At 67.9% G+C, this 12,273-nt stretch carries 11 protein-coding genes; 2 read left to right on the top strand and 9 right to left on the bottom strand.

Annotation, left to right across the window (positions count from 1 at the left end; genetic code table 11):
* Nucleotides 1–1,254 carry a glycosyltransferase family 4 protein gene (locus ACZ60G_RS13705; protein WP_465810257.1) on the top strand — a complete coding sequence of 418 codons (1,254 nt, stop codon included), beginning with the start codon at nucleotides 1–3 and terminating at the stop codon, nucleotides 1,252–1,254.
* Nucleotides 1,255–1,257: 3 nt separating this feature from the next.
* On the opposite strand, the gene ACZ60G_RS13700 is transcribed toward ACZ60G_RS13705, so the two are convergent.
* Both ACZ60G_RS13700 and ACZ60G_RS13695 read right to left on the bottom strand, forming a co-directional pair.
* Nucleotides 1,258–1,803, bottom strand: a complete 546-nt coding sequence (locus ACZ60G_RS13700) for a DUF1697 domain-containing protein (RefSeq protein WP_465810255.1) — start codon at nucleotides 1,801–1,803, stop codon at nucleotides 1,258–1,260.
* Nucleotides 1,804–1,900: 97 nt separating this feature from the next.
* Nucleotides 1,901–2,650: an acyltransferase gene (locus ACZ60G_RS13695; protein WP_040693897.1), complete on the bottom strand. Its 750-nt coding sequence runs from the start codon at nucleotides 2,648–2,650 to the stop codon at nucleotides 1,901–1,903.
* A gap of 238 nt (nucleotides 2,651–2,888) precedes the next feature.
* On the opposite strand from ACZ60G_RS13695, the gene ACZ60G_RS13690 reads away from it, so the two are divergent.
* On the top strand, nucleotides 2,889–4,220 hold the full coding sequence (locus ACZ60G_RS13690) for an outer membrane protein assembly factor BamB family protein (RefSeq protein WP_465810252.1): 1,332 nt from the start codon (nucleotides 2,889–2,891) through the stop codon (nucleotides 4,218–4,220).
* A gap of 285 nt (nucleotides 4,221–4,505) precedes the next feature.
* On the opposite strand, the gene ACZ60G_RS13685 is transcribed toward ACZ60G_RS13690, so the two are convergent.
* From ACZ60G_RS13685 to serB, 7 genes are all read right to left on the bottom strand, one after another.
* The gene (locus tag ACZ60G_RS13685) at nucleotides 4,506–5,678 is read right to left on the bottom strand and encodes a THUMP-like domain-containing protein (RefSeq protein ID WP_465810250.1); all 1,173 of its coding nucleotides are present in this window, start codon (nucleotides 5,676–5,678) and stop codon (nucleotides 4,506–4,508) included.
* Nucleotides 5,678–6,655: a class I SAM-dependent methyltransferase gene (locus ACZ60G_RS13680; RefSeq protein ID WP_465810248.1), complete on the bottom strand. Its 978-nt coding sequence runs from the start codon at nucleotides 6,653–6,655 to the stop codon at nucleotides 5,678–5,680. The genes ACZ60G_RS13685 and ACZ60G_RS13680 overlap by 1 nt, the downstream gene beginning before the upstream one ends.
* A gap of 550 nt (nucleotides 6,656–7,205) precedes the next feature.
* Nucleotides 7,206–7,982, bottom strand: a complete 777-nt coding sequence (locus ACZ60G_RS13675; protein WP_465810246.1) for an enoyl-CoA hydratase-related protein — start codon at nucleotides 7,980–7,982, stop codon at nucleotides 7,206–7,208.
* An 18-nt stretch (nucleotides 7,983–8,000) separates the two neighbouring features.
* Complete coding sequence (locus ACZ60G_RS13670; RefSeq protein ID WP_465810558.1) at nucleotides 8,001–8,771, bottom strand: NUDIX hydrolase; 771 nt, start codon at nucleotides 8,769–8,771, stop codon at nucleotides 8,001–8,003.
* A gap of 107 nt (nucleotides 8,772–8,878) precedes the next feature.
* Nucleotides 8,879–9,712 (bottom strand): ABC transporter ATP-binding protein, encoded by an 834-nt coding sequence (locus ACZ60G_RS13665; RefSeq protein ID WP_063046344.1) that lies wholly within the window; start codon nucleotides 9,710–9,712, stop codon nucleotides 8,879–8,881.
* A gap of 385 nt (nucleotides 9,713–10,097) precedes the next feature.
* A complete protein-coding gene (locus ACZ60G_RS13660; protein WP_465810243.1) occupies nucleotides 10,098–10,862 on the bottom strand; it encodes a peptidyl-tRNA hydrolase in 765 nt (254 codons plus the stop codon).
* A gap of 74 nt (nucleotides 10,863–10,936) precedes the next feature.
* Entirely contained in the window at nucleotides 10,937–12,160 is a 1,224-nt protein-coding gene (gene serB / locus ACZ60G_RS13655) for a phosphoserine phosphatase SerB (RefSeq protein WP_327101312.1), read from the bottom strand.
* Between the last annotated feature and the right edge of the window lie 113 nt (nucleotides 12,161–12,273).

Below are 12,273 nucleotides of genomic sequence, written 5' to 3'. Positions count from 1 at the left end.
ATGAAGATCTTGATGGTGTCGTGGGAGTACCCACCGGTTGTGGTCGGTGGGCTGGGCCGCCATGTGCATCACCTGGCGGTCGAACTGGCCGTGGCCGGTCACGAAGTGGTCGTGCTCGCCCGCCGCCCCTCCGGCACCGACTCCGTGACCCACCCCACCCACTCCTTCATCGCCGAGGGCGTGCTGGTGGTCGCGGTCGCGGAGGATCCGCCGTGCTTCGACTTCGGCGAGGACATGCTCGCCTGGACGCTGGCCATGGGCCACGCGATGGTGCGCGCGGGAGTCGCGCTCGGCAAGCCCGGCATCGGCGACGGCTGGGTCCCGGATGTCGTGCACGCGCACGATTGGCTGGTCGCGCATCCGGCGATCGCGCTGGCCGAGTACTACGACGTGCCGCTGGTGTCCACCATCCATGCCACCGAGGCCGGGCGGCACAGCGGTTGGGTCTCGGGCCGGGTCAACAAGCAGGTGCATTCGGTCGAGTGGTGGCTGGCCAATGAATCGGATGCGCTGATCACCTGCTCGACCTCCATGCAGGACGAGGTGGAGCGGCTCTACGGGCCCGAGCGGGTGCCGATGACGGTGATCCGCAACGGAATCGATGTGGGCGCGTGGACCTTTCGGCCGCGCGCGCCGCGCACCGGTCCGCCGCGTCTGCTCTATGTGGGTCGGCTCGAGTACGAGAAGGGTGTGCAGGATGCGATCGCCGCGCTGCCGCGCATCCGCCGCGCCCACCCCGGCACCACGCTGACCGTTGCCGGTATCGGCACCCAGTTCGAATGGCTGCGCGAACGCGCCCGGGTGCATCGGGTCGCGCGGGCGGTGACCTTCGCCGGTCAGCTCGATCACGAGGAACTGCTCGGCTGGTTGCACGGCGCCGATGCCATCGTGCTGCCGAGCCGCTACGAACCCTTCGGCATCGTCGCACTCGAGGCGGCCGCCGCCGGTACCCCGCTGATCACCTCCACCGCGGGTGGTCTCGGCGAGGCCGTCATCGACGGCGTCACCGGCGCATCCTTCGAACCGGCGGATGTGGACGGCATCGTCGAAGCCGTGCGCGCCACCCTCGACGATCCGGCCGCCACCCAGGACCGCGCCTACGCCGCGCGCGAACGCCTCACCGCCGATTTCGCCTGGGATGTCGTGGCCGCCGAAACCGCCCTGGTCTACTCCTCGGCCAAACGCCGCGTCCGCAACCCCCTCGGCCGCCCCACCATCATCGAACGTCCCCTCCCCGAGCGTGATCCGAAGTAGCGCCTAGCTCTCCATCTTCTTGACGATCTTCTGGATGGTGAGCCAGGTGCGGGTGGTGATCTCCTTGCTGTAGGTCTTCTCCATCCAGGCCATGAAGTTCGGGGTGCGGGGTTCGGTGTTGTCGATGACCGACAGGACGACGCGGGCGGCCGTGTCGTAGCCGACGATCCGGACGCCGGGTTCGGTGTGCTTGCGCAGCTCTTTCGCGACGTTCGGCGGTGCCTGTTTGAGGAAGGTCGCGGTGAGGTAGGTGCCGCGGCCGTGGGTCAGGCCCGGAAACGGATCGGTGTCGAGCAGGTCGCACAATTCGTCATAGGTGCGCACGATGGTGCCGCCCGGAATTCCGAGTTCGCTGTTCAGCGCGTCCTGGATGCGGGCTTCCAACTTCGCGATATCGGTGTCCGCGGTACGGAAGACCACATTGCCACTGGCCAATACCGTGGCGACCTTCTCGAATCCGAGCCCCTCGAACACCCCGCGCAGCTTTTCCCCCTTCATATTGGGGTTCGTCGGCATGATCCCGCGCAACAGCGCCGCGTACCTGTTCATGCCGTGACCGTACCGACTACCACCGACGCATACCGGGATACTCGGCCGAGATAGCACGAGCCCCGGGTCCGTTCCGGATCCCGGGGCTCGGTGGCACTCAGGCCGACTGGGTGGCGCCGTTCTTCTTGCGCTCGATATCTTCCAGCGCGGCAACATATTTGGCGCGCTCCTCGGCACCGGCCTCCCAGGTCGCCTTGCGGTTCTTGACGACCTTGGCGGGCGCGCCGACGGCGATGCTGTAGTCCGGAATCTCGCCCTTGACCACCGCATGCGCACCGAGCACACAGCCACGGCCGACGCGGGTTTCGCGCAGCACCGTCACCTTGGCGGCGATCCAGGTATCCGGACCGATTCGGACCGGGCTTTTGACGATGCCCTGATCCTTGATCGGCATATTGATGTCGTCCATGCGGTGGTCGAAGTCGCAGATGTAGCACCAGTCCGCGACCAGCGTGGATTCACCGATCTCGATATCGAGGTAGGTGTTGACGACATTGTCCTTGCCGAAGACGACCTTGTCGCCGATGCGCAGCGAACCCTCGTGGCAGCGAATGGCATTGCCGTCGCCGATATGCACCCAGCGGCCGATCTCCATCCGGCCCAATTCGGGGGTCGCGTGGATTTCGACGCGCTTGCCGAGGAAGACCATGCCGCGCAGCACGATATGCGGATTGGCCGCCTTGAATTTGAACAGCCGGTAGTACCGCACCAGATACCAAGGCGTGTACGCCTTGTTCGCGAGCACCCAGCGCAGCGACGCCAGCGTCAGAAATCGCGCTTGCTGCGGATCCCGGCGGCGCGAACCGCGCCACCGCGAGCGCAACGGTGCGCCCCACATGCTCGTCACGAAGTCATCTCCTGTCGTGGTCCTTGACATGGCGACCGTCCCGGTCGCGACGGCTAGAGCTTATCCCGTCGGAAAACACCGCCGGGACCCGTACAACGTCGGCGGACCCTCCCGTACAGTGATCGCTGCGCCGCCGACGGCGGCGGCGAACCTCCACGCGGGCGGTGGTGCGCGTACCCGGGGGTCGACACGCTTTCGGTCACGTCCCCAGCGGGCAACGACGACAGGAGTGCAGCAGGTGCGAAGCGGCGGCGTACTGGGCAACCCGGCGCGCGGGCTCACTCTGTCCCGGCTGGGCGCGGCGGCGGCCATCGGCGCACTGGTATTGACGGGCTGCGGTACCGACGTCGACGACATCACCGTCGGATCAGGCAAGGGCTGGACCACCGCGCACCACGACGGCCGCAACAGTGGCGTCAGCCCGGTCACCGGCTCGCGCAAACTGTCGTTGAGCTGGTCACGGCCGGTCGGTGGGCCGATCGAGGAACCCGTGACGCTCGGCCCGGACGGGCAAATGTTCGTCACCACCCTGACCCCGAGCAACTGCGCCATTCTCTCGCTGCAGATGCCGACCGGCCGCAAGCGCTTCTGCAACGCGCTGGGACCGAATGCGATCTCGGCGCCCTCGGTGGTCGACAGCGGCACCAATGTCTACGTCGGCGACGACAGCGGGGTCAGTGCGTTCAACTCCATCGGGCAGCCGCGCTGGCGGACTCCCGTTGCGGGCGTACCGGTTTCGGCGCAGTTCACCGGCGACGGGAACATCCTGACAGTCACCCAGTCCGGTCAGGTGGATGTACTGAGCCGCCAGACCGGGGAGCGCGTCGTCAGCACCGCCCAACTGCTGGGCGATCCCGATTTCCTGGAGTACCCCGATCTCACCCGACCCGCGTCCGGACAGGGTCTCGGCGACTGCGCGATCGGCGGGCCACAGTGCCCGGTCGCCAATATCTCGCCGATCGAGGTGTCCAGCGGCCGCTTCTTCGTCACGCTGTGGAAGCCGGGCAAGCCGATCGCCGCACTGGTCGCATTGCGCTACGCCGACAATAAGATTCAGCAGGAATGGAGCGCGGACCTGCTCACCGACGGCAGCGCGACCAGTCCGGCGCTGTCCGCCGACGGCCGGACCGTCTACGTCGGCGACAACTCCAAACGCCTCATCGCGATCGACGCCGCCGACGGCCGGACCAAATGGGTGCAGCCGCTGGATTGGGCGCCGCGCGGCGGCATTTCGGTCTCCAGCGACGGCCTGATCATCCCGGCCGGCGACGACGGCCACCTGCTCGCCCTGCGCGACAAGGGCGACGCCGCCGAAATCGCCTGGGAGCGTAAGGATCTCACCCTGCGCGGCACCCCCGTCCAGACCGCGGGCGACACCGGCTACACCGCCGCCGCCATCGGCGACGGCATCAACCTGATCACCTTCGACACCAAGACCGGCACAACCGTCGACTCGGACGTCCTGCCGGATGCCAGGGGCACCACCACCGGCACCTCCGTCGGCCCCAAGGGCGAGGTAGTCCTCGCCACCCGCATCGGCGAAGTCTTCGCCTTCAAACCCGAGCAGTAGGCAGTTGGCCGCGTCGGCGGCAGACATCGAGACCAGCGCAGGTCAGAGGCGGGCTGCGGAGGCGGCGAGTCCATGAAGCCGTGAGCGGCTGGTTCGCAGCGCAATCCATGATCACCATGCATCTGTGGCGGCAAACGCCGAGAGCAGTCCACCAGCATTGCATTCTCGACTTCGGCGGGAGCGCGAGTCGATGGAGGCGGGTGGGTGGGATGGGGCACGAGGCGTGGTCCGCATGCGTCTGTGGCGGGGATGTCGGGAGGGGTCGCCACCATTGCATTCTCGGGTTCAGGGGGTGGGTGGGGTGGTGCAGAGGAAGGCGGCGGCGGTGCGGGAGAGGCGGGTGAGGATGAGGGTGTAGGGGTGGGTGCCGCGGAGTTTCAGGCGTTTGCGGAGGGTGTCGGGGTCTATGTCGAGGCCGCGGATGCGGATTTCGAGGGGGCCGCAGTTGCGGCGGGACAGTTCTTGGCGGAGGGTTTTTTCGCGGAATTCCAGGCGGTCGACGATGCGGAAGCCGCGGATGCCGTGGGGGACGGTGTTGCCGGTCAGGTAGGCGATCTGCGGGTCCAGTTGCCAGAGGCCGTGTTCGGCGGCGTAGTGGCGTACCAGGCCTGCGCGGACGATGGCGCCGTCGGGGTCGATGATCCACTCGCCGGGGGGCTGTTCCGGAATCTCGTCGGGGGCGGCGTCGGTGTAGGTGACGGATTCGCCGCGGGAGGTGAGGACTGTCGCGCGGCGGGTGACGTCGCTGTCGGAAAGGCCCGGCGACCACAGGCAGGCCTCACGGACCGCGCCGTCGAGGGAGACGACCTCGGTCTCGCCCGGCCAGTTCAGGCGGTCGAAATCCAGTCCGGGAGCACACTTTACGGCCAGGTCGCGGCCGGGATAGGCGGCAAGCAGATCCGGGAGCGGGGGTTGCAGTTTGGCCGGATCGTGGGTGCGGCGACCGTCCGCGCGGCGGGCCGGATCGGCGATGACGACGGTCCCGGTGCTGGTCGGGACGAGGGCATCGGCCTTGGCCAGCAGGACATTTCGGGAGCCGGTGAGATTGTGTGCGGCCATGGACAGGCGCACGTCGTCGAGGTCGCTGCCGAGTACGGCAGGGCAGGTGCGAGCCAGTTCGGCGAGTTCCGCGCCGATCGAGCAGGTCACATCGTGTACGGCACGTTCGGACAGGCGGGTGGCGCGGTGTCGGGCGACCAGCGTCGGCGTCGCCTGTTGCAGTGCGTCATCGGTGAACAGCCACTGTCCGGTATCCACGAGTTTGGCCGCGGCACGACGGCGCAGACGCACCGTTTCCACCAGTGCGGCCGACCGCTCGCCGAATTCGCGACGCACCCGCTCCAAATCGCGCAGGTGCGTCGCGGGAGTCAGCTCCAGCCGATCCACCTCGGCCAGCGCGGCGCAACCCGCCGCGCTGCCGAGGAAGACGACATCCTCGCGGCCGAAGCGGTAACCCACTACTTGGCGGCAGCGCCCGGCTTCACGCCGGTGATCATGGCGTTGTAGAAGAACTGGCGCGGCACCACGCGGCGCATGACGTTCTCGTCCAACCAGCTCAGCCGCAGCCACGCACGGTACATGGCCATCCGGTAGCCCATGGTGAGCTTCTCGTCCGGGACGGCCGCCTCGAAGGTGCGCACCGGCCAGCCCCACAGCGCCGCCGCGAATTCCTCGGTGCTCGCCTTGACCTCGGTGGCGCCGGCGCGCCGGGCCTTGGCCTCGAGGTCGCTCGGATCGAAGGTGTGCAGGTCGACGACCGCCTCCAGCGCCGCGGCGCGCGAGGACTCGTCCAGTTCGGCCTGCGGACGCCGCCAACCCGACAGCGCGGGCAGCTTGGTCACGGTGGTGGTTGCCTTCCAGGTGATGCGGCCGAGCCAGCGAGCGTAGAAGTTGCCCGCGGTGGTCGGTTCACCGGCGAAGACGAAACGCCCGCCCGGCTTCAGCACGCGCAGGCACTCCTTGAGCGCCAGTTCCACATCCGGGATGTGGTGCAGCACGGCGTGGCCGACGACGAGGTCGAAGGTGTCGTCCTCGTACGGGATGGTCTCGGCGTCGGCGACCCGGCCGTCGACATCGAGCCCGAGGTTCTCGGCATTGCGCAGCGCGACCTTCACCATGCCCGGCGACAGGTCGGTGACCGAGCCGGACTTCGCGACGCCGCCCTGCATGAGGTTCAGCAGGAAGAAGCCGGTGCCACAGCCCAATTCCAGCGCGCGCTCGTACGGCAGCGGCGCGGGGCCGACCGCGGCATCGAACCGGCCGCGGGCATAGTCGATACAGCGCTCGTCATAGGAAATCGACCACTTGTCGTCATAGGTCTCGGCTTCCCAGTCGTGATAGAGCACCTGGGCGAGCTTCGTATCCTTCAGCGCTGCTTCGACCTCGGCCTCGGTGGCATGCGGGTTCGGCGCCGGGTCATCGGGGTGGACCGTCATGGTGGGCTAGCCTAGCCAACCCTCCGCCGCACGTCTGCAGCGGACCAGTGAGTAGGACGTGATTTCGCCCCACCGCACCGCCCCCCGAGACTCGTTCTGGTTCTGAACCTGCTCGACGATCTACCCCCGCACCGCTACGCGTCCCAGATGCGGTTAGCAACCTGGGGCTCGAGTGGAACTCACGATCATCGAGTGCTGCGAAAGTCACACCACCCACCGACCAGGAACGTGTTCCTGTTTATGGTTCGCATCGGCACTCGGATCGCCCAACCCCGCCCCGAACGACCGCGGCACCGCAGATCGCGACTACCGACCAGTAACGACAAAGAGGCAAACCGAACCGTCAGCCGGTTGCGTCGGTGCCCGTCAGCGTCCGACGGTGGTTGCCGAACCTGGACCGTCGGCCAGGTTCGACTCGTGCCAATGCGGGGCCCGGTGGCGAAGAGCGGGGTCCATTCCGTGCGAGCACGATCGAGCCCGTCAGACCTGTCCGGGCAGATCGACCGAGAGCCTGACGAAGACCACCGACTCGGCCGAGCCGTGTGCCCCGTCAGCGCCCGACGAAAGTCGCCGAGCCTGGGCCGTCGGCCAGGTAGGACTCGGTGCCGATGCGGCGGTCTTCGGTGGTGAAGAGGGTGGTCCATTCGGTGCGGGCGCGGTCCAGGCCGTGGGGGCCTGCTTCGAAGACGGCTTTCGCGGCGGCGAGGGCCCGGGTGGGGCCGTCGGTGAATTGTTGCGCCCAGCCGATGGCGGCGGTGAAGACGTCGTCGGGGGCGACGACCTCGTCCACCAGGCCGAGGGTGCGCGCTTCGTCGGCCTCGACGAAGCGGCCGGTATAGACGATGTCTTTGGCGGGTCCGGGGCCGATCAGCAGCGATAGGCGGCGGATGCCTGCGAGGGGGATGAGGCCCGCTTTGATTTGGGGCAGGCCGAGTTTGACGTTGTCGCCGATGATGCGGCGGTCGGCGGCGATGGCCAGTTCCAGGCCGCCGCCGAGGCAGTAGCCGCTGATCGCGGCGACGGTGGGCTGGGGCACCTTGGCCAGGCAGCCGAGTGCCGCCTGCAGATCGGCGGCCATGGCTTCGGCCTGATCCGGGTCGAGTCCGGAGAGTTCGGCGAGGTCGTCGCCCGCGCAGAAGACCCGCTCGTCGCCGTAGACGACCAATGCCGCGACCCCGGGGTGTGCGGCGACAACCGCCGCCGCCTCGGCCACCTCCCGGACCAGCTGCGCATTCAGCAGGTTCAGTGGCGGGCGGTCGATCCGGAGGACGGCAACGCCACGGACGGCGGGATCCTCCGGCAACTCCAGGGTCACGAATTCGGCCATGGCAGGAAACCTACTGCCTCACGGACGCGCGGATCCTCTGAGCCTGCTGGTATCCGGCAGTGCGGCGAAATAGCGCTGGTTGTCCGGGAACTCGAGCACCTGCCGCCCGCTGTCACCGGTGAGCACCGGCATGATCGGTTCGATCACCCGGTCGATGGCCAGAATCTCCGCCGTGGAGGCGAATTCGGCAATGGCATCGAGCTGCGACCAGGTCGGCGGCAACAGCACATCGGTGCCCGCCCGCCAGCGGTCGAGCTCGTCCGCCGCGGTGCGCCATTGCACCTCGGCCGCCTCGGTGGTGGCGCCGTCGGCCAACTGCCCCTGCGGCAGCACCGCGACGAAGAACCGGGTGTCATAGCGCCGCGGCTCGATCACCGGGGTGATCCAATTCGCCCACGGCCGCAGCAGATCCGCGCGCAGCACCAGTTTCTCGTCGGCGAGGAAGTCCGCCAGCGACACTTCGCGCCGCTCCAGTCGAGCCCGGGCATCGTGGTAGCCGGTGGTATCGGAGACGACGGTGTCGGCCGTCGGCCCGGCCAGCAGTACCCCGCACTCCTCGAAGGTTTCGCGCACTGCGGCGGCAACGAGCGCCTTGGCCCTCGGCTCGGTGGTGCCGAATTTCGCCGCCCACCAAGCGGGTTCGGGCCCGGCCCATTCGATATCGGCGGTTCCGTCCGACGGATCGACACCGCCGCCAGGGAAAACGGTCATACCGGCGGCGAAGGCCATCGCCCCGACCCGGCGCTGCAGGAACACCTCGGGCCCGGTGGCACCGTCACGCACCAACATCACCGTCGACGCGTCCTTGAGCGGCGGGATGGGCTCCTGCGCGTTCGTCTCACTCACTCCTGCACCCTAACGCGTGCTTGTTTTACGCCGTAATCCCCATCACGGGCTCAGCGCGAACGGTGCCGCCCCAAGCGCCGCGCGCGCCGCGCGAAGTACCGGCCATCGACGCGATCCAGCGCGATCGACTGACGGAAGGCCTCACTCAGGTTCTCGGCGGTGAGCACATCCGGCAGCAGACCCTGCGCGATGACCGCGCCCTCGTTCAGCAGCAGGCCATGGGTGAACCCCGGTGGAATTTCCTCGACATGGTGGGTCACCAGGACCATGGCCGGGGAATCGGGATCCGAGGCCAGATCGCCGAGGCGTTCCACCAATTCCTCACGGCCGCCCAGATCCAGACCGGCGGCGGGCTCGTCGAGCAGCAGCAGCTCCGGATCGGTCATCATCGCGCGGGCGATCAGCACCCGCTTGCGCTCCCCCTCGGACAACGTTCCGTAGGTGCGATCGGAAAGATGTTCGGCGCCGAGGCTTTCGAGCATATCGATGGCGCGGTCGGTATCGACATCGTCGTAACGCTCGCGCCAGCGACCGAGGACCGCGTAACCGGCGGAGACCACCAGATCGCTGACCTTCTCGTCGCGCGGAATCCGGCTGGCCACCGCGGCCGAGGACCAGCCGATGCGCGGTCGTAGCTCGCTGACATCGGTTTTGCCGATGACTTCACCGAGCAGATGGGCGATGCCCGAGGTCGGATGTACTTCGGCGGCGGCCATGCGGAGCAGCGAGGTCTTGCCCGCGCCGTTGGGTCCGAGGACCACCCAGCGTTCGTCGAGCTCGACCTGCCAGGTGACCGGGCCGACGAGGGTGTGACCCGAGCGTCGGATGGTCACGTCGGTGAAATCAATGAGCAGATCGGGATCCGGTTGCGGCACGGGCTCCATCTTGGCTCAAATGCGCTGTGTTCGTACGACCGCCCCATGCCGGTAGCCACGACGTGGCCATTCGTCCGCCACGACGTGTCTTCGCGGACGGTGCGCGCACCGCTCGCGGCGGATTTTTCGGCGGCTCATCGGTGGCACGGAACATCCGCGCGACGATCAGCGCCAGCGGAATCGAACAACCTACCCAAACGGCGAGTATCACCAACAGCGTCGTCATCATGATGGCCTCCGGCGAGTGGTATGCGGCGGTCCTATTGCGTCGAACGTACCCAGATCGGGCCCGGGTGAATCCCCTTAGCGCCGAACAGCGAAACATCTACATCACGTAATCGCTTGCGGGACCTGCGGTGTAAAACGGTTGCGAGGCAATTCACCCCCCAGGCAATCAGTATTGTGCAGGCACCGCGATCACAGTTATCGACCCCGGAGCGACCTCGGTGAAACCGGCGTCGCGCACCGCGACGGCCTGCCCACGAGACACCTGCTCGCACAGCGACGCCCACTGCTCCGGTCCGGATTCGCGCACCGCGCATCGGAACTCACGCTGCGACCACCGCAGCGCCTCGTCCGCGGTAAGCGCACCGGCGAGCAACATGCTGGCGTGACCGACCTGAGCGGCGGCCTTGCCGAGCGTCATGCCGAGCTTCGCATTCACCCACAGCACCGGCAGATCGGGATCGGCGGGTCCGGGATCGTCGTGTTCGAGATCGGTGCCGTTGATCTGCAGCCGCCTGATCCGCGGATCGACCTCGCCGACCGGCCCCGGCACGAATGCCCGCGCCTGCGCACCGTCCACCTCGACGGTCACCCCGTCCACTTCGTCGGCCGCCAGCCACTGCGCACCGCGCGCCCGCCGCGCCACCTTGCGGATCCGCGACCGCTTCCAGGCCAGGAACCGCTGCTCCCACACCCCGACGGGTCCGACCCGCTCATCCAGGCACAGTGCCACCGTGGCCTCTGCCGCGGCCTCCAGCAGCGCACTGCGCCGCGGCGGATCGATCTTCGGAATGTGCAGCACCATCTGCATGGCCTGCACGAGAGCGGGATCCTCCGGATCGCCGAGACCACCGTAGCCGCGCGCCAGCTCCGCATGCCGAATGCGGAATCCCTCGACACCCGTTGACAATTCGGCCTCCGGGATACTCGACATCACGCCACCTCGATCGTCAACGAAAACCGCCGCGCAGGCGCGACACCCCCAGCGAGCCTACCGATCCTCGCGACTCAGCTGCCGACGAGCGGGACGCGACGGATTCCGCCGTCGCGGGCGTCGGCGGCCTCCACCTCGTCGCGGGTCACGCCGAGGATGAACAGGACCGCGTCCAGGTAAGGATGCGACAGGGCCGCGTCGGCGACCTCACGCAATGCGGGCTTGGCATTGAAGGCGACACCGAGTCCGGCCGCATTGAGCATGTCGATGTCGTTGGCGCCGTCGCCGACGGCCACGGTCTGCTCCATCGGCACGCCCGCCTCCGCCGCGAATTTACGCAGCGCGGTGGCCTTGAAGGCACGGTCGACGATCTCGCCGACCACCCGGCCGGTCAGCTTGCCGTCCACCACCTCGAGCGTATTCGCCTGCACGAAGTCCAATTCCAGTTCGTGCGCGAGCGGTTCGATCACCTGACGGAAGCCGCCGGACACCACACCGCAGCGGAATCCGATGCGGCGCAGGGTTCGGATGGTGGTGCGCGCGCCAGGGGTCAGCTCGATCCGGTCGGCGACCTCCTCGATCACCGATTCGTCCAGCCCCTCGAGGGTCGCCACCCGCTGACGCAGCGATTCGGCGAAGTCGATTTCACCGCGCATGGCCGCCTCGGTGACCTCGCGGACCTGATCCTCCACCCCGGCATGCGCGGCGAGCATCTCGATGACCTCGCCCTGGATCAGGGTCGAATCGACGTCGAAGACGATGAGCCGCTTGGCCCGGCGGGCCAGTCCGGCGCGCTCCACCGCCACGTCGACCTGTTCGGCGACCGCGACCTCGGCCAGCGCGGTGCGCAGCCGGGCATCGGAATCGGGGCCGGTATCGGTCGCGGTGACCAGGAGTTCCATACCGGTCACCGGGTAGTCGGCAATGCCGCGGATGGTGTCGATATTGGCGCCGAGCGCCGCGAGCTGACGGGAGACCGAACTGAATGCGCGCGCGGTCACCGGCGCGCCGAGGATGACCACCGCATGGGTGGACATCGGCTGCCTGCCGATCTGCGCGTCGACCTCGACGTCGACATGCATGCCGACGGTATTCATCGCCTCTTCGAGTTCGTCCTGCAGCGCCTCGGGATCGCTCGGGCAGGTGACCAGCACGCCGAGGGTCAGTCGGCCGCGGATGACGACCTGCTCCACATCCAGCAGGCTCACGTGGTGCCGCGACATCGCCGCGAGCAGCACGGAGGTCACACCGGGCCGGTCGGGTCCGGTGACGGTGACGAGGACGGTGGTGTCGGCCAACTGAGGTGCTCCAAGTTAGTTGTTTGCCGTAGCTGTGCTGGACCCCGATGTCGCAACGCTGCGGTCGGTGCTTCTCCCACAAATGAGTGTGCACCCACTGAGGATCAGCAGGT

Source organism: Nocardia sp. NPDC102475, from assembly GCF_055584605.1.
This window is presented reverse-complemented; position numbering and strand designations above follow the sequence as displayed.